This window comes from Paenibacillus sp. PvP094, from assembly GCF_040546835.1.
GTDB classification, from domain to species: domain Bacteria; phylum Bacillota; class Bacilli; order Paenibacillales; family Paenibacillaceae; genus Paenibacillus; species Paenibacillus illinoisensis.
Map to the genome: position 1 here is coordinate 6,028,021 of NZ_JBEPOM010000001.1, position 19,651 is coordinate 6,047,671.

Annotated in this window: 15 protein-coding genes; 4 read left to right on the plus strand and 11 right to left on the minus strand. The window is 46.9% G+C overall.

Annotation, left to right across the window (positions count from 1 at the left end; translation table 11 throughout):
- Positions 1-462: 462 nt before the first annotated feature.
- Together ABIC22_RS27165 and ABIC22_RS27170 are read right to left on the minus strand one after the other, a co-directional pair.
- Positions 463-1,614, minus strand: a complete 1,152-nt coding sequence (locus ABIC22_RS27165; protein ID WP_354485176.1) for an iron-containing alcohol dehydrogenase — start codon at positions 1,612-1,614, stop codon at positions 463-465.
- Positions 1,615-1,904: 290 nt separating this feature from the next.
- The gene (locus ABIC22_RS27170) at positions 1,905-3,599 is read right to left on the minus strand and encodes a M3 family oligoendopeptidase (protein WP_127536110.1); all 1,695 of its coding nucleotides are present in this window, start codon (positions 3,597-3,599) and stop codon (positions 1,905-1,907) included.
- Positions 3,600-4,296: 697 nt separating this feature from the next.
- Here ABIC22_RS27170 and ABIC22_RS27175 point away from each other — a divergent pair.
- Both ABIC22_RS27175 and ABIC22_RS27180 read left to right on the plus strand, forming a co-directional pair.
- Positions 4,297-5,034 (plus strand): hypothetical protein, encoded by a 738-nt coding sequence (locus ABIC22_RS27175; protein ID WP_354485179.1) that lies wholly within the window; start codon positions 4,297-4,299, stop codon positions 5,032-5,034.
- A 133-nt stretch (positions 5,035-5,167) separates the two neighbouring features.
- Positions 5,168-5,380, plus strand: coding sequence for a cation:proton antiporter regulatory subunit (locus tag ABIC22_RS27180; RefSeq protein WP_127536112.1), 213 nt, complete (start codon positions 5,168-5,170; stop codon positions 5,378-5,380).
- 104 nt (positions 5,381-5,484) lie between these two features.
- Here ABIC22_RS27180 and ABIC22_RS27185 read toward each other — a convergent pair whose 3' ends face one another.
- Positions 5,485-8,223 (minus strand): PAS domain-containing hybrid sensor histidine kinase/response regulator, encoded by a 2,739-nt coding sequence (locus tag ABIC22_RS27185; RefSeq protein WP_354485181.1) that lies wholly within the window; start codon positions 8,221-8,223, stop codon positions 5,485-5,487.
- 283 nt (positions 8,224-8,506) lie between these two features.
- Here ABIC22_RS27185 and ABIC22_RS27190 point away from each other — a divergent pair, with 283 nt between their 5' ends.
- Positions 8,507-9,331 carry a protein-glutamine gamma-glutamyltransferase gene (locus ABIC22_RS27190; protein ID WP_354485183.1) on the plus strand — a complete coding sequence of 275 codons (825 nt, stop codon included), beginning with the start codon at positions 8,507-8,509 and terminating at the stop codon, positions 9,329-9,331.
- A gap of 178 nt (positions 9,332-9,509) precedes the next feature.
- Here the strand turns inward: ABIC22_RS27190 and infC are convergent, their stop codons facing one another.
- The 7 genes from infC to ABIC22_RS27225 all read right to left on the minus strand — a co-directional run bounded on the left by infC (position 9,510) and on the right by ABIC22_RS27225 (position 17,995).
- Positions 9,510-10,001 carry a translation initiation factor IF-3 gene (gene infC / locus ABIC22_RS27195; protein ID WP_354485185.1) on the minus strand — a complete coding sequence of 164 codons (492 nt, stop codon included), beginning with the start codon at positions 9,999-10,001 and terminating at the stop codon, positions 9,510-9,512.
- 97 nt (positions 10,002-10,098) lie between these two features.
- Positions 10,099-11,031 carry a manganese-dependent inorganic pyrophosphatase gene (locus ABIC22_RS27200; RefSeq protein ID WP_354485187.1) on the minus strand — a complete coding sequence of 311 codons (933 nt, stop codon included), beginning with the start codon at positions 11,029-11,031 and terminating at the stop codon, positions 10,099-10,101.
- Positions 11,032-11,200: 169 nt separating this feature from the next.
- A complete protein-coding gene (locus ABIC22_RS27205) occupies positions 11,201-11,524 on the minus strand; it encodes a (2Fe-2S) ferredoxin domain-containing protein (protein WP_354486122.1) in 324 nt (107 codons plus the stop codon).
- Positions 11,525-11,631: 107 nt separating this feature from the next.
- Entirely contained in the window at positions 11,632-12,405 is a 774-nt protein-coding gene (locus tag ABIC22_RS27210) for a metallophosphoesterase family protein (RefSeq protein WP_354485189.1), read from the minus strand.
- Positions 12,406-12,473: 68 nt separating this feature from the next.
- The gene (locus tag ABIC22_RS27215; protein WP_354485191.1) at positions 12,474-13,481 is read right to left on the minus strand and encodes an LLM class flavin-dependent oxidoreductase; all 1,008 of its coding nucleotides are present in this window, start codon (positions 13,479-13,481) and stop codon (positions 12,474-12,476) included.
- A gap of 243 nt (positions 13,482-13,724) precedes the next feature.
- Entirely contained in the window at positions 13,725-15,662 is a 1,938-nt protein-coding gene (locus ABIC22_RS27220; RefSeq protein WP_127536118.1) for an LTA synthase family protein, read from the minus strand.
- 218 nt (positions 15,663-15,880) lie between these two features.
- Positions 15,881-17,995, minus strand: a complete 2,115-nt coding sequence (locus tag ABIC22_RS27225) for a putative PEP-binding protein (protein ID WP_354485194.1) — start codon at positions 17,993-17,995, stop codon at positions 15,881-15,883.
- A 251-nt stretch (positions 17,996-18,246) separates the two neighbouring features.
- Between ABIC22_RS27225 and ABIC22_RS27230 the strand changes: the two genes are divergently transcribed.
- Positions 18,247-18,624 carry a VOC family protein gene (locus tag ABIC22_RS27230; RefSeq protein WP_354485196.1) on the plus strand — a complete coding sequence of 126 codons (378 nt, stop codon included), beginning with the start codon at positions 18,247-18,249 and terminating at the stop codon, positions 18,622-18,624.
- A gap of 95 nt (positions 18,625-18,719) precedes the next feature.
- Here ABIC22_RS27230 and ABIC22_RS27235 read toward each other — a convergent pair whose 3' ends face one another.
- On the minus strand, positions 18,720-19,631 hold the full coding sequence (locus ABIC22_RS27235; RefSeq protein ID WP_354485197.1) for a GNAT family N-acetyltransferase: 912 nt from the start codon (positions 19,629-19,631) through the stop codon (positions 18,720-18,722).
- Between the last annotated feature and the right edge of the window lie 20 nt (positions 19,632-19,651).

The window sequence follows — 19,651 nt, forward strand, 5'->3', positions numbered from 1 at the left end:
GGAGCACGCTGTACAGACAAACCATATCCATTGATATCGCAATCTCGCCCGAGACTGTAGCGGAACGTAATTCATTGTATGTCTGAGTAGGATGATCATTACAGAGTAGCCTTGACTTGCCGTGCAGAGGTGATTGGTGGAATTGAAATTAAGATGTACCCCGTGAGAAATGCAATCCATTATCCCTAATTAACATTAAACACGAAACGGGCTGGGGAATCTTGCTGGGAAACGTAAGACAAAAGTTCAGGCTGAAATCACTCCTTTTTGATGCTGCTGTGATTAGATTATTGTATTCGCTGTAGGGATTCAAAATCCTTTTGCTTTTGTACGATTGATTAAAATGGAAAAATAAGTAACTTCCCACCTTGGGACATAACAAAAAGCCAGGACTGTGCCCGGCTCATCGCCAGCTCCTTTATCGTTTGTGAAAAAATACTGTTCATCGTGTTGTACTCGTATCTATATAATTTTGCGAAAAAGCTCCATCACTTCTTCTCTCGAAGGCTGATACGGATTGCCGGGGGCACAGGCGTCTTTCATCGCATTATCTGCAAGCAGCTCGAGATCAGGATCCGTCACCCCCAGCTCGGACAATTTCTCGGGAATGCCCACTTCCCTGGAGAGCTGGCGAATAGCGTCAATGACATACATGGAGCACTCTTCATCACTCTTATCCTTCACATTCATGCCAATGGCTTTGGCGATATGTCGGAATTTGCCGGGCACATGCTTCGCGTTCATCTCCTCCACATAAGGGAGCAGCATGGCGTTACATACGCCGTGCGGCAGATCGTACACACCTCCAAGTTGATGTGCCATGGCATGCACATAGCCGAGACCCGCATTATTAAAAGCCATTCCTCCCAAGAAGCAGGCATAGGTCATGTGCTCCCTGGCTTCAAGGTCGCTCCCGTCTCTGACCGCTCGTGGCAAATACTCAAAAATCAGTTCAACCGCTGCTGCAGCTGTCGCACTGGTCACTGTGAATCCGCCAGGCGTCACCATCGCTTCCACCGCATGGGTCAGAGCATCCATGCCTGTTGCAGCTGTCAGACTGGCTGGCTTGCTGAGCATCAATTCTGGATCGTTCACTGACAGAGAGACCAGACTGTTTCGATCCACCATTACCATTTTCACCTTGCGTTCCTCATCCGTAATCACGTAATTAATGGTCACCTCACTCGATGTACCGGCAGTCGTATTAATCGCTACAAGCGGTACAGACTTATGATGCGATTGATGCAATCCTTCGTAGTCCCGAATATGTCCACCATTGGTAGCAACAATGCCGATGGCTTTCGCTGCGTCCTGAGGTGAACCTCCGCCGATTGATATAATGGCATCACAGTCATGTTCCTGATACACTTTGAGACCTTCATGCACATTTTGACACGTAGGATTTGGTTGTACTTCATCATATACCACGTAGTCTAGCCCTGATTTTCTTAATATAGACAGTACTTGCTCAGCTACACCGGAAGAGATCAGCTGCCGATCGCTAACAACCAGTGCTTTGCGAATATCCATGTCCTGAATCATCTTGCCTGCTTCCTGTAAACATCCCCTGCCCATCAAGTTCACGGGCGGAACATAATAAGCATGTGTTGCCATCTGAACCAGCCTCCTGTAACCCCTGATTTACTGTCTTTATTGTAACTGAATCCGTTTTCAGATATAGTGAAATTAATCACATTAAGTGCAAAAATGTTACACTTCCGTACACCTTATGCTTGCCTTGCCCTTGGCCCGTTCCTTCCTTTTTACTTTCACAAGTTATAGCTGCACGCAAAAAAACGGCCTGAAACCAGAGGTTTCAAAGCCGCTTTTTATGAATGTTGTCATCCTATCATTTATCATCAACATGGTATGGAACGATTGGTATCTGTTTGCAGAAAACTTGCTTACAGAGCTTTATCGTCTACCCCATCCAGCCACGCTTCAATATCACCGATTACAGAAGAGACACAGCCATCCTCAAACGGGGAATTAAGACCAGCCAGTTCAACCAATCCTGTGAAGGAGAGGCTTCCTCCCGCTTTGCACAGGGTCAGATAGTCGGCCCATGCAGACTTCATATCCTCGTTACTGCGTTTCCAGAACTGGAAGGCACAGATCTGAGCCAGCGTGTAGTCGATGTAATAGAACGGCGAGGAGAAAATGTGCCCCTGCTTATGCCAGAATCCACCTTGCTCCAGATAGGCATTATCCTTGTAGTTGATGTGTGGCAGGTACGTTTTCTCAATGTTGCGCCATGCCTGTTTACGCTCAGTCGGTGTTGCATCCGGGTTGGCATAGACGAAATGCTGGAATTCATCCACGGCAACGCCATAAGGAATAAAGAGCAGACCGGAGGAAAGGTGATCAAACTTGTATTTGTCCGTATCTTCCTTGAAGAACAATTCCATCCACGGCCATGTGAAAAATTCCATGCTCATGGAATGAATCTCTGCCGATTCATAAGTCGGCCAGTTGTATTCCGGCACCTCAAAATGACGGCTCTCATACACCTGGAACGCGTGACCAGCTTCGTGTGTCAGGACATCGATATCCCCGGATGTACCGTTAAAGTTCGAGAAAATAAACGGTACTTTATAATCATTCAGGAAGGTGCAATATCCGCCGCCCTGCTTGCCTTTTTTACTAACCAAATCCATCAGTTCGTTCTCTGTCATCATCTGGAAGAACGTATCCGTCTCAGGGGACAGTTCAGCGTACATTTTTTTACCATTCTCAATAATCCAGTCCGGATCCCCTTTAGGAGTCGGGTTACCTGTCTTGAAGCTGAAGCCCTGGTCATAAAAATAGAGCGTATCTACATCGATCCGGCTGCGCTGACGCTCTCTGAGCTTTGTAGCCACAGGCACAATATAATCACGAACCTGCGCTCTGAAATTGGCAACCATTTCCGCGTTATAATCGGTACGATTCATGCGATCATAACCAAGTTCCACATAGGATGGATAGCCTAATTTTTTGGCAATTTGCGTACGTACTTTTACAAGCTCATCGTAAATGCGGTCAAATTCCGCTTCGTGCTCAGCCATGAATGTATATCTTGCTTCCGAAGCGCGTTCCCGCATGGAACGATCTGTAGACAGTTCAAACGGATGCAGCTGTGGCAAGGTACGTTCTTCGCCTTCAAACGGAATTTTTGCGGAAGCAATCAATTGATTATATTCGGTGGATAGCTTGTTCTCTTTTTGAAGATCCTCGATAATTTCCGGGCTGAAGGTCTTCAAGGACTGTTCTGCCAGCTGGAACAGCTGAGTTCCCCATTTTTGCTCCAGTTCTGCACGGAATTTCGAATTCACCAGTGCCCGGTAATAATCGGTGATGTACTCTTGAATAATCGGGGAGCTTTCATCCAGAAATTCGTTTTCAGCTTTGTAGAACGTATCATTCGTGTCAATCGAGTGACGGATATAGACCAGTTGCGCCATAGTCTCAAAATCACTTCGCAATGCGTTAATCTGATCCATAAATCCGCTTTGCTCATCCACCGTAGCCGCAGCTTCGAAACCTTTCAACAGCTCACGGAAAGATGTTTTGATTTTTTCCAGATCGGGACGTGTATACGTATATTCACTAAATTTCATTTATGTACACCCTTTCCTGTTAGGCATATTTCGGGAAATATCCCGAGTTGGACTAATCCCTATTATACAAAAGAGCAGCCTAAAAATCCCATCTTTACGAAAAATATTTGTCCATCGGTCAAATTGTGCGACACCTTTCGTTATATATATTACGCGCTTATGTAAGGTACAAACTTCTATGTAAGTAACGTATTGTACAGAACAACAGGATAACATCTTGCCAAAACAAATAAACCTGCCTCGCAAACGCGCGAAGCAAGCTTATGGCTTGTCTCATGTCCATGTCATTTATGGTTTAGCTATTGTCTTTGTCAAGAATCTGAAAGAACCAGCCCATTCCGATCATTCCCACAACCATTACTGCAATTAGAATAATGATGTATGTCATGAATGTACCCCTCCCTGCATCCGATTGATCAACATACTATTTACAGTTTACACGGTGAAACGCCTTTTGAATTGTCCTAACATTGACAAAAATACGACATCTTTAATTTTAACATAAACTATTATTGCACAACCTTCGGATTGGCATCCAAAGTTCAAAGTGAACTTCCTGCAGACGGGCATGAGCTGCCAGAAGTTTCATCCGTAATATTTCCGGTGTATACTATAACTCTATGATTAATAAAAATGAATCTACTGCAGCATGCAGCATGAACTCATACCAATTGCTTACTTAGAAAGGTTGAACAGAATGTCGACTCGTATTCCCCTGCGCCATCTATTTCTTACCATTATGCTTAGCCTCATCCTGGTTATTCTATCCGCGTGTGCCGATGGAGAAGCTCATCTGACCGTCAACATGGATGGTTCAACCGATCTGGAACTGAACCTCGGCGTAACCGAATCCGCCCTCGGAAAGATTGGACAGGACAATCTGATGCCCATGCTCGAAGAAGCCCTGAAGAAAAATAACTTTCAAGCCGAGGTCGTGGACGACGGAGAACGGAAGCAGCTCTCAGCAACAACCCACTATGAGAAAAGCAATACCGCCGCCAGCTTCGATCTGTCCAGGCTTCCAAAAGGCATCCAGGTCGAGCAGTCCACGGAGCCAGGCTTCTTCACTTCCAGATTCCATGTTACTGCTACCGCTGACCTGATGGAATCCATGCCTGATGGGGAGATTAAGGATCAGATCAACAAGGTGCCCAGTTTCCTTAAAAATCTGCTGCTGAAAGATGTGAACTTCGATTTCAAATTGAGTCTGCCAATCAAAGCTGAAGATTCCAACGCGGACCTGGTTGAAGATCAGGGGAAGACATTAACCTGGCACGTTTCTCCCCTCAATTCGAATACACTGGATTTGACGGTACAGGTTCCCAACATTCGTAACATTATCATTACCGCAGTCATCGCTTTAATTGTCGTGGCTTCCCTGCTCATCTGGTTTTTCATCCGCCGCAAACGGACAAGACGCCGCCGCAAAGGATAACTTCAGCCGGTTAATGTGAAAACTGGAGCAGAATTGGATGTTTGACTTGCCAAACCGTGTTATGGATAGTAGAATACATCCGTACTGTGTGAACGGTTAACATTATGGAATAGCTAAAGAGGTGACAGGTTTCATGAATATCCGGGAATGCCCACTGCCTGGTATCGGAGTTAAGTACCAGTTTGATACAAAAAGCGGCAACCAACTGGTTCTTATTAAACACGAAGATGGACGCCGCGAATTGTTCTCTGTTGATCCTAGCGATCAGGAAGAACTTACATTGATCGCGGAACTGGAAGATGATGAATGCGTAACCCTCTCCGGGTTGATCGGAGGATGGTCCTGATCCTTTTTGGTCATGGACTATGGTTATAGACCTAAAAAAAACCTGCCCCTTTAACCGGGAGCAGGTTTTTTGGTTTCATCTCACTCTCTCATGTATCCAGCATTTTACCGATGAGCCCGGATATAAGGTACCCAAGTGCGCAGTACACGGGTAATTTCGGACGAACTGAACGGTTTACTGATAAAATCCTGCATTCCGCATTCCAGGCATGCTTCACGATCACTTGCCCCTGCAAATGCCGTTATAGCTGCGATGACCGGGATCTCAGGATGACTTTGTCTTATTTTGCAGGTTGCTTCAATTCCGTCCATGATAGGCATTTTGATATCCATGAATACGATATCGTAGGATTCCCTTTGCAGTGCACGCACTGCTTCCTCTCCATTCTCAACGATGTCACAGACCCCGCCAAGCTTACGGAGCAGCTCCTCCATCAGATGGCTGTTCACCGGTTGATCCTCAGCTATTAAAATGCGAATATTGGCTGCCAGTAGGGATTGATCATCTTCCCAAGTATCATCTGCAGCTTCCATTCCGTCACCGGACTCGTCCTGCCACTTCTCAAGCTGAAGTGTAAAATGGAACTCTGCTCCCTTGCCTATTTCACTATTCACCCCAATGGCACCATTCATGAGTTCAACCAGCTTTTTGCTGATCGCAAGTCCAAGACCGGTTCCACCATATTTACGATTAATGGCTGGATCAAGCTGGGAGAAGGACTGGAACAATTGATGCTGTTTGTCCACGGGGATGCCGATGCCCGTATCTTTCACGACAAAAGAAAGCAGAAGTTTGTCCGGATCGCCATCGTCCGCCACATTAGCATCCACACGAATCTGAATGCTGCCCTTCTCCGTAAATTTGACTGCATTGCCCACCAGATTGATCAGGATCTGACGAATCCGGGTCACGTCTCCTCTGACACGGTCAGGAATCCGGTCAGACATTTCACAAAACAGCTCTATATTTTTTTCGGCCGCTTTCAGGGCAAACAATTCCACAACACCCGCCAGCATCTCCTGGATATCCACTGCGTCACGTGACAGATCCATTTTACCTGCCTCAATTTTGCTGAAATCGAGTATTTCATTGAGAATATGGAGCAGCGATTCCCCACTATCGATGATGATCTCGGCGAATCCGGATTGCTCTCCATCAAGCTCTGTTTCCTTTAACAGATTAGCCATACCCATGATTCCATTCAGCGGTGTGCGCAGCTCATGACTCATAATCGCAAGAAATTCGGATTTGGCACGGTCTGCCTGTTCCGCTGCTTCCTTGGCACGAATGATGTCATTTACCGAAGTCATATCTCGGAACACCAGCACACCCCCGCGGGTATTTCCTTGATCCATAATCGGTTTCAGCTGGAATTCTGCAAGAAAACTGGAGCCGTCCTGTCTCCAGAAAACAGATTCCGAACGAGGCAGGCTGCGGCCTTCACGAACAGCCTTTACAATTGGTGTTTCATTGGAAGGATAAGGGATGGCCTCGTTTTGCATTTGCAGAATGATATGCTCGAAGTGCACACCATTCATTTCTGTTGGACAGAATCCCATCATCTCGGCTGCAGCGGGGTTGGCAAATATCAATTTCCCGTTCTGGTCCAGTCCAATGACGCCTTCAGACATCGCATTCAGAATCAGGGCACGTTCGTAGCTTAGATTCTCGATCTCCTCCACATATTTTTTGGACTCGGTGATATCACTTGTAATTCCATACACGCCAACGACTCGATCCTCGAGGATAATGGGAACATTGATGACTCTGGTTTCAATTCGGCGTCCGTCCTGATGAATCAGCCCAATCTCATAACTCTGGGCCTTTCCTTTGACAGACTCTTCAAAATGATAGCGGGTTTTGGCCAGATCCACCGGATCAATCAAATGATCAAAGGATTGGCTGAGCAGTTCCTCCTTGGAATGTCCCGTCAAATGTTCCTGGCCGGCATTTGCTTTCAGCAAATTTCCTTCCAGATCAAGGGATGCGACGCCTAGCGGGTTACAGTCAAAGAGTGACTGATACTCCTGCAGACTCTGCTCCTGTTTTTTGCTCTCCGTAATGTCCCGGGTCACTGCAATCATCTCCTGCAGGTTCCCGTCCTGGTCATAAATATAGTGAGTTATCGTATCTGCCCACACGACAGAACCATCCTTATGCAGCAGACGGTAGTTAATACGGTCTGGTGCCAGACCTTGGATCTGTCCTGAAACATATGCCTCTACGATTGGAATATCGCTCGGATGAATACAGAACAGTCCCGATTGACCAACGATTTCTTCTGGCTTGTAGCCCAGCATACCAAGGCTGGCGGGTGAAACATACTTGAAGGTCCGTTCCTGATCGGCGCAATGTATGGCAATAAGATCGAGAGAAGACTCTGTGAGTATGCGAGAGATTCGGGTGCTCTCCTCCAATTGCTTGCTCTGTTCAATCAAGTGCTGCTCCGCTTCCTTTTGTTTCGTGATATCAGCTGCCTGCACAAGCAAGTACAGCGGTTCATTGTTTTCTTCATCCCTTACGATACAAGCCCTAATCGTCGACCACAAAAGAGTACCGTCCTTGCGCTTTAACCGAACTTCCGTCTCATACATCTGGCTTACCCCATTCGTCATATCCCAGAAGTTGGACCTGAATCTCTCCATCTCCTGATCTACATCATGGATCATATGTACAATCGGTGAGTCGATTAGCTCATCTTCACTAAATCCCAGCATTTCACAAAACGCAGGATTCAGCTGGAGCCAACGTCCGTTCACATGCGAAGCAACAGCAATGCCGATTGGTGCATATTTGTATAATTGCTCAAACAGAGAGCGGCTCTCTGTAATTGGATTCGACACCGCTTATCCTCCTTTTTTTCAAATTATTCTCTATTCCATATTATTCGTAATTAACTGCCTGTGCTGTACATAACTTCATCTATAGAGTAGTACCCCAAATAGGATGATGATTAAACGATATCCACTGAATCTTTTGCATGAATCGACATTTTGTGTGCGCTTTTACACGGGGATTGTTCAAACAGAGTACAATCCGGGTACCAATCGTCATATAAATGAAAAGATACGCGTGAGGTTCCGTTCACACAAGCCCAAACATCTAACGAAACGGAGGTTGTCATGTATGATCATCGTTGCGAATCAACCGCTAGATTTGGTACCTTCTCAGTGGTCTGCTTTTGAATGGCATTGGTTGCAGCAGCTTCAGAACAGACCGACCCTATATTCCTATCAGACCATGGATCATCTGCAATTCGAATGGAAGCTTCGCGCCTCTCTGGTTCATGCAGCTGAGGGATTGAACGCCAGCGGGGTCAGCTTTGCTTCATTTGAGAAATCAAGATGTAATCCCGCCTACTGGAATCTCAACAATGAGGGAGGATTTGAACTCAAACCGAATGTAACTCCGGCTGAAGGCATTCGGGATATTTGGAGGAATGGTTCCCTATATGCATTTGAATGTGCAACGGCAACAGTCATTGTGCTGTACGGAGGGGTGCTCGAAAGTATTCGTGAAGAGGCCTTCAATTCACTCTTTCGCGACTTACTGCTCTTCGATTGGCACTATGACAGCGATCTGCGCTTAACCGAGAAGAACGGCAGCCATAACGCACTTCCCGGCGATGTACTTTATTTCAAAAACCCGGATGTCTCTTCCGAAACGCCAGAGTGGCAAGGGGAAAATACGATTATGCTCCGTGAAGATCTGTATTATGGTCATGGCATCGGGATTGCCTCTGGTGGACAGATTATTCGCACTTTGAATCAATTCCGCACTCCCGGAAGCCAAGTTTCGGCCTACTTGATGGATAATGTGATTTATCCCGATTTTTATTATCTATCCCGATTTGCCGAAAATAGTAATCTGAACGCACCTGCAGGAAGTACGCCTGTGTTACCCGGACAATTATATGTACGGATTGGCGGCAGTCGGTATCTCCGAACATGAAGCTGAACGTTGGGTTAACGAGGATTCAGAGAAAAGAAAAACGTTTGACCACAACATAAATAAAGCCCAAATGAAAACAGATTCACTGCCTTTTCATTGGGCTTCTTCGCATAAACTTATTGGGAAACCTCAACGGCTTTCCATTCTTCCGCATGCCAGGCACATAAATCACCTGTTATTATGTGTTTGGGTCCAACTGGATCACAACCTGCTTGCCACTGACCTGAATACCTGTTGTTTTAGTGCCATATTCAGCCAGCGACTTGCTTAGCTGCTCAGCCCACTCCTTACCTGCAGCGCCTTCTTTGCTTCCGTGAACCTGTATGACCAGCTTAACCGAGTCACCTTTTTTCAAGATACGTTCCGCCTGAGCTTGTTTCGTATCCCGGTCATGGTCTTCCATCTGCAAGTTGAGACGAATCTCCTTAACCTTGCGTTTGTCCGGCGATTTGCCGGATTTTTTCTTCTCCTGCTGAGCTTCCTGTATGGCTGCTCCGGCACGGATGAGTTTGCAAGGTGGCGGGCTTGTCATCAGGGACAGGCATACCAGATCCACCTTATGCTGCTTGGCAAGTGCCAAAGCTTCTTTTGTGGACATAATTCCGAGATCTTCGCCGTTCAGTCCGGTCAGCTCAATCTCGAGTGCTTTGATCTTTTCGTTCTTAATCATGGTGTGTCCTCCTTTACGGCAAAAGCCCGTCCTGACCTATGACAGATCAGAGCAGGCTTGGATCAGACTAATGCTATGTTCTTGCCCGATGGTTCAATTACAGGTTATTGAATGCTTCGGTCAGAACAGGGACGATTTGCGATTTGCGAGATACGACGCCTTTCAGCAATGCCTTACTATCGGAAAGTGTCACATTGTAAGCTTGTTCAACCGCTTTGGTAGACTGACCGTAAGCCAGTGCAACGGAATCATTATTCAGAATGTCCGTTACTACGAATAGGAACAGATCCAGACCCTTACTTGAAATAATCGCTTCGATAGCTGCTTCAAGTTCAGGTTGTTTCACAAGCACATCGTTAACGTCAACGGCGTTTACTTGTGCAATTTCCACTTTGGCTTGTCCCATGGCAAACTCTTTGGCATCCAGGGAGATCAGTTCTGCAATTGTTTTCTGGCTCAGATCCGCGCCGGCTTTCAGCATGTCCAAACCGTAGCTGTCAGCATCTACACCTGCAATGGCAGCCAGCTCACGTGCTGCTGCTACATCCTGCTCTGTGCAAGTTGGGGATTTGAACAACAGGGAATCCGAAATGATCGCGGACAGCATCAGTCCTGCAATCGGTGCGCTAATTTCAACGCCGTTTTCTTTGTACAATTTATTCAAAATGGTTGCTGTGCAGCCTACTGGTTCTGCACGGAAATACAGAGGCTGGCTTGTTTCGAAGTTAGCAATGCGGTGATGGTCAATAACCTCTGCTACAGTAACTTCCTCAATATCGCTTACACTTTGCTGACGCTCATTGTGATCGACCAGAATAACCTTGTTTACTTCGTTCGCAGCCGTTTTGATCAGGCGAGGAGCTTCTACCTTGAAATGATCCAGTGCAAACTGAGTTTCACCGTTCACTTCACCAAGACGCACAGCTTCAACGTCCTGTCCCAGTTTAGTTTTGAGATCCGCATACGCAATTGCAGAACAGATCGTATCCGTGTCGGGATTTTTGTGACCAAAGATTAATGCTTTTTCCATATTTATAGCCCTCCGTCAATTGTGATTAGAATAATCATATCATAATTCAAATCATACCTTACTGATTATAGCGTCAATAAGACTTAATTCCAAACCCTTAACAGCGAATGGATTGAAATTCGTTCTCAGGGTCTGCTTCATCACTGGAAAAGGGAGAAACCCTGCAGTTTTATTTGGAGGCCGTTTGAGCCACGTTCGCAATCAGGTGACTCTCCAGCTTCTCCCCATCACAGAGAGCCTGTACCAATGCCCGGCCAGATTCCGGGGTCATTTTGCCATACCAGTCTCCCTGCGGATACACGATCGTCACACAAGCATCGTCACACTGCCCGTTACAGCGTGTTCGTGTTGTATGAATAAATCCACCGGCCTGCTGCTTCAGAATTTCATCCCGTACAGCCTGAGTGACTTCCTCTCCTTCGTTCCGCATGCAAGTTCCACCGTTGCAGAGCAGGATGTGGTGCTGAAGTTGATCCAGATTATAAATAGCCAAAACTCGATTCATTCCCCTCGACTTCTATGATATGTATTGATTGATAATGAAGTATCTTTCATAAAAATATAAAGTAGCATACGGAACTTGGATAAGCAATGCAAATATTATTCTGCCGAGCCTTCTCCAGTCTCTCCCCTTTTCACATGAAACGTCTGTAAACTGCCATCCTCACCGATCTCAAGCAGGTTCAATTGCTCACCGTAAGCGCATCCGCCATCTATGCCGATCTTGTCACCACTAGGATCAAACCAGATATCTGCGTAATCATGCAGGTTTTTCACTGGTGTGTGTCCGAATACCACCGTATCCGGAATGGATGTGGGCCTGGAGTAAAAGGCCTCCCGAATCCAGATAAAGTCCCGTTCAGGCTGGCTGCGCCAGTCCTTTACATCCGGATTAATTCCGGCATGCACAAAGATATAACCGGGTACTTCATGAACAAGGGGGAGTTCGCTCAGAAAACGGAGGTGATGCTCGTATCGGCTGCGAATCCATTGCTTGGCTTCCGTGTAGGTAGTCCAATCGATCTGTTGTTCATCAAAATTAATCTCCACATAACTGCCCAGTGTCTGCAATCCGCCATTGCGAATCCAGTGCAGATCATACTCTTCCACGTCATTCATTAGGGCTTTGACCATCATCGCATCATGATTTCCCTTGATCACCACTACATCATGCTTCTCCCTCAGTTCCATGATCTGCTCAACCACCTGCCGACTTTTCGGTCCCCGGTCCACATAATCTCCAAGGAGAATCAGTTCATCCTGATTGAGGTCAACATGCACTTGACGAAGCAGCGCATTGAATTCATCATAACAGCCATGAATATCACTTATGATACATCTGCGAATGTGAATTCCTCCTCTCTGCTTACTCAAGAATACAATTGAAGCCCCGCATGGCGGGACTCCAACCTCTTAGAATATAAATTCCCGTTCAACCGGCTCTAATCCTTCTTGAGACCAAAAGCTTCAGCAATCAGGCTAAAAGAGCGCAGGCGTGCATCAAACGAATGAATAGCTGATGCTATAATGACCTCGTCTGCTTCATGACGTTCTGCCATAGCTGTAATTTTGTCCTTCACCTGATCTGGTGTTCCAATAATGGAGAAGGAGCGGCGCTGGCGAATCTGTTCCATTTCCATCGCTGTATAAGGATAATTATGGACTGTTTCCAACGAAGGAAATGAACTCTGCTCTAATCCTCTGCCCAGACGCAAAAAGAACAGCTCATTACTACGGGCTAGTTCCGCTGCTTCCTCCTCCGTCTCTGCACAGAAGGCCGCTACGGCAATCATGGAATGAGGTTTATCATTCAGAATCGATGGTTTGAAATGTCTGCGATAGTATTTCATTGCTTCTTCCCCGCCAGGTGTTCCGAAAAACTGTGCAAATGCATAGGATGTCCCCTGTGCTGCAGCAATCCGGGCACCTTCCGAACTGGAGCCCAGCAGCCATACTTCAGGCACCGTTGGTACAGATGGTCCGGCTACGAGGGATGCAAAACGGTGATCCTCTGGCAGCTGCTCGTGGAAATAACCGCCCAGGTCAGCAATTTGCTGCGGGAAAAATTGTACATTGGAAGCCTTGCCCTCATTCAGAGCCCGGCTCGCAATCGGCATGCCGCCTGGTGCTCTGCCAATGCCGAGGTCAATCCGTCCAGGGTGCAGTGCCTCCAGCAGACGGAAGTTCTCCGCGACTTTGTAGGCGCTGTAATGAGGCAGCATTACACCACCGGAACCAACCCGAATCTGATCGGTATGAGCTGCGACATGAGCGATCATAACCTCCGGACTGGAGAAGGACAATGCTCCGCCGCCATGATGCTCGGACATCCAGAACCTGGAGTACCCCAGTTCATCGGCATGCTTCGCTAACGTCACAGTCTCCTGAAGTGTGTCCTGCACACTGCGTCCTTCATTGATATGTCCATGTTCGAGTACACTAAGTTTCATCTATATTCATTCCTCTCGTCGAATGGGTTGCTGGCAATATTTTTCTAATGCAAAATTCACACTTACTCCATTGTAACATTATTAATTACAGTTTCAAAATCTCTTTATTCTTATCTGTGGAATTGCAATTAAAAACATGTTCCTCTTTCTTCCTTTGTATACATGTTCCTTAACACTGAATAAAAAAATGCCACCAGCAACCGCTGATGGCACTTCCTATTTGAATGAATACTTTTTGTTCTATTATGGTGCTCGTTTAGGCAGCAGCTTCACATACTCGTCAGATAGCCTCATGAGGCTGAGCACATGCTCGTAATCGGAACGATACGGCTCCAGATCGGTAACCGGTTCATATGTTTTAAGTGAATATGCTGTTCCGTCATCAAAACCTGCACCTGGTATAAACATAATGTCATTGTTGACGAACGAGCCTGTCGGCAAGTAATACCGTATACCGAATGCATTGTGGTCCATATTCAGCAGGTCATGCCCAAATGCAGTGAACTGTTCTTCTTTTAACGAAACACCCATTAGGTTCATGACTGTAGGCAGAATATCGAGCTGACCACCAGGCTGTTCAATCAATTGACCTTTAACCTGGTTTGGCGTGTGAATCAAGAGTGGGATATTAAAACGGCTCACCTTGCCATCATATGGGACATTCAGGCTCGCTTGAATCTGTTCGGTAATCTCGTCATTTGCGGGCAAGCCGAAGTGATCGCCATAGATAACGAGTGTTGTATTCTCCCATAACCCGTTCGCTTTCAACTCATCAATGAGCTGACCGACCGCATAATCGGTGTAATTAATGGCCTGCAAATAATCGTGAAGCAATGTGTTCGTGATCGTTGCAGGAATGGTAATGCGCGCCCGATCCGCTGGAACCGTAAACGGCGAGTGGCTCGATGCGGTAATGAACTGGGCATAGAACGGCTGATTTGCCGCTTGATGCGCAGCCATTTTTTCCACACCTACACGATATAACTCCTCATCCGAAGGACCAAAATCGTTAAAGCGGTCATTCTCGAAGCTCGGCTTATCGAAATATCGATCAAAACCGAGGGCCGGATACATCTTGTTCCGATTCCAGAACGTCACGTCATTGACGTGGAAAGTCTCTGACTGGTAGCCTTCATTGCGAAGCAGCTTTGGTAGACTTGGCAGCTCGCGGTCGCTATATCCGGCTGACATCGGAACAACCCCGGTTGGATAGATGGACGTATTGGACATAAACTCGGCATCCGAGGTATTTCCCTGACCAATCTGTTGGAAGAAATGAGAGAAATAATAGCTTTCTTTGGCTAAATCGTTCAGTACCGGTGTCAATACCTGACCATCCAGGGAAGCGTTAATCGGGAAATTCTGAAAGGATTCCAATTGCAGTACAATTAAATTGCTGCCTTTGGCCTCACCAAAATATTTGGCTTTGATTGCCGATCCCTGGTTAGTTTTTTCCTGATATGGATATTGACTCACCAGTTGATTTATCTTGTCAATCGTTTCATTGATATTGCCATTCGCTATAGCTTCGTTTTCTTTGCTGGTTAATATCGCCGAGGACACCTGATAATTCAGAAATCCGAGATTCTCAGCTCGCACCAGTTCGTTATCAATAGTTTCGCCTTTGACAATAAAACTGCCTGACAGCACGATACAGAATGCAGCCGTAAGAGCTACCCCCAGCTTGCCCCAGTATCTTCTGCGCATTTTTCCGAAATGCAAACCGCTGTCCCGGTAACTTCCGTTTCTGACACCCGACCGCCTGCGACGCATCATGAGCCAAACCGGCAGTGCAAGCACGATGTCAACAAAGAACAAAAAATGGGAAGGCCGTATCAGTGGTCCAATACTTCCCCGTACCTGTGCTACCTGCCCGATCTCGCTGAGCGCCGTATATGTGGGTACGGAGCTGAAATGCACGTTATACAGGGTTGCCGCAAACAGGACGAGGGAAAAGAGCAGGTTAAACCCGCCGTACACCATCCGCTTCCAGCGTTTCGGCACAATGAGATCCAGGATGCAGACGACAGTCAGAGCTCCTAATGCATCCGTCACCAGACCGATCCCGGACAGCCCTTGGAAAAAGAAATACCGCAAAAGCGACAGCTTCAGCAGCATAAGGATAAACAAGACGGCAAATAAAATCCGTGAGGAGGTCCGTTCGTTTTTGGAATTTAACATGGTCGCTTTCAACCCTTATCTGAAATTTTACGTTCGTTTTACAAAACGCATATTTCAGTATAACAGTTTTGCTATTTGTATTCCATGAACGGACCCAAATTCCTGTAACCAGCATCTTGCAGCATCCGGTCCCCGTTGTGATTAAGACAAGAACGCCTAATATAAATTATAATTCACCTATTGGAAGACATTCATTGACTCATGCCAATTGCCCTAGGTCAAGCTGTCGTCGATATATCATCATCCTGTACGTTACTATTCTGCATCCGTGCAATGAGTACGGCCTGTGCAGCGGCAATTCTGGCGAAAGCCACCTGTTCAGGTGGGCAACTTACGTAATCCATCCCCATACGCTGGCTGTAGGTAAAGGTACTCAGATCAACGTGTTCCTCCACGCAGAGACCTACTCTCAAATGAGGTTTACGGAGCCGAGCCTGAACGACAGCGCGTTCCAGTAGTTGTTCTCCCCCATCCAGATGCAGAATCTCTGCTCCAAATGACAGGAAATCAGCCTGCCTGGCTGTATGTGCCACGGTCAGTGCCATTTGAGCCCCTTCAATCAGCGAGCCTACCCTGTAATGGCAGTGACGTCTCTCCTCCCCCAGAATCTGTTCAGCCACTTGATCAATCAGTTCTCTGATTACTTGCAGCTCGCTACCAGGTCCTCTTGACGTTACGAGAATCTCGGGGCGAACCCACAATCCCTGGCGAATGCATTTGAGCGCTGCACGAAAGACGGCCTCTGCCTGCATTTCATGAATTTCCGGGAAAACGTTTCCAAGATGACATCCATACTGCCTGCTGATCGGATGCTGCTCGTGCAGCCGCTCTACAAGCCGGGCCATGCGACTAAGCTCCTCTTGATTTACATCAAGTCCTCTTGCATGCCCTGCCTGTAATCCTTCTTGACGTTCCACCAACTCATCCAAACCCGGGAGAAGTTCATATAATGGAGGATCGAATAGTCTTATCGTTACCGGAAATCCGTTCATTTCCTCGAAAATCTGCTCTACATCAGACTGCAGCATGGGCAGCAGCCGTTCCAGACCACGTTTGCGCTCAACGTCGGTTTCAGCCAGCACCATCTTTTGTACATAAGGCATCCGCGAGCTAGACAGTAACATATGATCGGTTCGGCAGATGCCAATTCCGTCGGCTCCAAACGTACGGGCCATGGCCGCATCACGAGGATGACTTGCATTTGCGAGTACCGTTATATTTTTCACATCATCGGCCCATTCAAGCAATTGCTGAAGTTCAGATGTGGGAATTACATTAGAAGACTCGACACGCAGCAGTGCCTCTTCCCTGGTTATCAGACCTTCATTTGCAAAATCCACTATCGTCCTGATCACAGCTTCAGGAGTTAAACGTGCATCCCGGGCTTGTAAAAGGTACAGCTTCCCCGACTCAATCACAAATTTAATTTCCTGAACAGCGGTGTTCACTCTCTCCAGCTCACAGCTCGCTTGCAACAGCTGGCCAACCAGCTCTGGTTCCGCATGTCTGATCTGTTCCAGTTCCTCCAGGTCATACCCTGAGCCTGCAAACGACATGTATTCGCCATAGATTCCTTGGGCCCCAGTCAACGGATGACGTGAGTAGATTGTACCGCTTCCGCAGCGGTCTCCGCACTCTCCATTCACCATCACTTGAATCAAAACGGGCATACCATAGACGATCGAAGTGGAGCTCAAGGTTTGGTTACGCAATCCTGGATCAGAAAGGGAGAATGCCTGGATGATCCTGTGTAGTTGAAACTGCACATCCTGAGGGAAAGAGGGATATCCCTGTTCTTCAATGACGTCTTTATATTGCGCAATAGCGTACTCTAATCTCGTTTCATCCAAACTCGTGATATCTCCCAATCGTTCATCGAAAACCTCAAGCGGGATGCCATGAACCAACCAGCCATAATTCTGCAGCAGCACCCGGTAGCAGTTGAGTGCATACGGGCGGTTGTTGATGCGCCGGGCAAGTCCCTCTACTGTAATGTCATTAAGTCCTACGCTTAGCAGCACCAAGGAGTTCGCATCCCGGGGAAGCACGTCACTGGATTGCACAGCAAGCAAAAGCGGGGCCTCCGGATCACCAAAGGCTGTGCCCGTATGCTGTTCCAGCTGACGGACTGCCCTGGCCAGATCTTCGGAACCTTCGGCAAAAGTTGTTTCTGAGCAGCTAGGGAACTCGTGACAGTGTTCCGTTGTAATGGTGAATCCTGCCGGAACAGGCCACCCCGCCTGACATAACTCCGCAAGCGCGGCTCCTTTACTGCCCAATAGTCCTTTCATCTCTGCCGTGCCTTCTTCCAACAGAACTACCCGTGTCGTCATTACAGCGCTCCCATCCGCCATTCCATGGCTATGCTTAGAGGTATTCAGTTGTTGCGAATCACCCTCTAGTTAATGGTATGATGCAAACGCGCAGTCAAGGACATCTGTGTACGCATTTTGTACTCGGAATGTAAACGTTGATCAAAAGAGTTTTATGGTATTATAAAACTGACTCATACGAATGAACTAAAGAATGGCGAATCCTAGCATTTCAAGGTTGGAACAATACGATAACTGGGGAGTGAGTATCATTGTTTAGCAAAGTTGGTCAAATCATGTTGTATGTCAACGATCAGGACAAGGCCCTTCAATTTTGGACAGAAAAAGCAGGCTTTCACGTGGTCTCCGAAGTCAACGGCGAGGGTATGCGCTGGATTGAAATTGCTCCTGAAGAAGGTGCCGAGACAACCATTATCCTTCACGACAAGGAATTCGTAGCCAAGATGTCCCCCGAGTTGAATCTGGGTACACCTTCGCTCATGTTTTTCACCAAAGATCTTGATGGGCTCTATGCGGATTTGGCCAGCAAGCAGGTTACGTTAGGTGAACTGGTTGCGATTCCGGGCGGAAGAGTCTTTAACTTTGCAGATGATGAAAACAACTACTTCGCTGTGATGGAAAGAGAGTAGAATCGTGCTCCCTACTTAGGCGGGCGCTATGATTGCCACCCTTCATATTTACACAATAAAGGCGTCTGACAAAGAGTCAGCCGCCTTTTTAACTGCTATTCATACATATGATCTAATTGATACAGCTCCAGCACATGCTCCGTTTCGAAGCCGGCTTTACGGTATAACGATAGTGCTCCAGAATTCATTTCATCTACACATAAACGGATTTCACTCACTTGGCTCTCCTGATTCAGCTCATATAACACCTTGTTCAGTAAAAGCAAACCCAGTCCCTGCCTGAAGTAATCCGGATTCACGGCAATATATTCAATACTGCCCTCACCAAATTCCGGATCAGCCTCGGCGTAGACATATCCATGAATCTCCCCTTCCGAGCCAGACAGAACGTATAAATGATGATGCTGCTTGCCTGAGCGCTGAATGAGTGTTTCACCATCGTAATACGTACCGGTAAAGGTGGAATCATGTAACTGGATAAAAGATGGATACTGATCTGGAGTAATGGTCTGAATCCTGTAATTTTCACCCTGATCCAGGCTTACTTCATTCAATGAGCGATTATGCAAAATAACCTGCCTGCTCTTGAGCTTAGCTCCCTTGTCCTTCATGAACGTGATGGCATTCGCATGATGTTCATTATAAAATCCGTAAACTTTCTGGATATGAATCCGGTTTTCTGCTAATTTGTTCATTCCCTGCTCCCACAAACGAGATGCTAATTCTTGCCACTGCTCTGGGGCACACTGATTAAATGGCCCCCACAATTCAGCAGTCCCTGTATCCGTATCTGTATCCATCCCAAGCACTCCTGTCAGCTGCCCATCCTCATTCAGGGTACTAATCCACAGGTCTGGTTGATCACCGAAAGCATCCATCATTGCCTGCTCAATTTCAAGCGCATCCTTGCCGCAATACCCAATATGATGCTCATGGTACTGATTCAACTCCGCAATAAATTTAGCGATCACTGACTTATCCACATTCTGAGTAATATTACGTTCCATGACTGCTCTCCTTCCAAGGT

Coding starts and splice junctions, on each gene's coding strand:
- ABIC22_RS27215 (WP_354485191.1), bottom strand. CDS start 13,481: ATGAAACTTAGTGTACTCGAACATGGACATATCAATGAAGGACGCAGT.
- ABIC22_RS27235 (WP_354485197.1), bottom strand. CDS start 19,631: ATGGAACGTAATATTACTCAGAATGTGGATAAGTCAGTGATCGCTAAA.
- ABIC22_RS27175 (WP_354485179.1), top strand. CDS start 4,297: ATGTCGACTCGTATTCCCCTGCGCCATCTATTTCTTACCATTATGCTT.
- ABIC22_RS27180 (WP_127536112.1), top strand. CDS start 5,168: ATGAATATCCGGGAATGCCCACTGCCTGGTATCGGAGTTAAGTACCAG.
- ABIC22_RS27200 (WP_354485187.1), bottom strand. CDS start 11,031: ATGGAAAAAGCATTAATCTTTGGTCACAAAAATCCCGACACGGATACG.
- ABIC22_RS27225 (WP_354485194.1), bottom strand. CDS start 17,995: ATGACGACACGGGTAGTTCTGTTGGAAGAAGGCACGGCAGAGATGAAA.
- infC (WP_354485185.1), bottom strand. CDS start 10,001: ATGATTAAGAACGAAAAGATCAAAGCACTCGAGATTGAGCTGACCGGA.
- ABIC22_RS27220 (WP_127536118.1), bottom strand. CDS start 15,662: ATGTTAAATTCCAAAAACGAACGGACCTCCTCACGGATTTTATTTGCC.
- ABIC22_RS27170 (WP_127536110.1), bottom strand. CDS start 3,599: ATGAAATTTAGTGAATATACGTATACACGTCCCGATCTGGAAAAAATC.
- ABIC22_RS27165 (WP_354485176.1), bottom strand. CDS start 1,614: ATGGCAACACATGCTTATTATGTTCCGCCCGTGAACTTGATGGGCAGG.
- ABIC22_RS27190 (WP_354485183.1), top strand. CDS start 8,507: ATGATCATCGTTGCGAATCAACCGCTAGATTTGGTACCTTCTCAGTGG.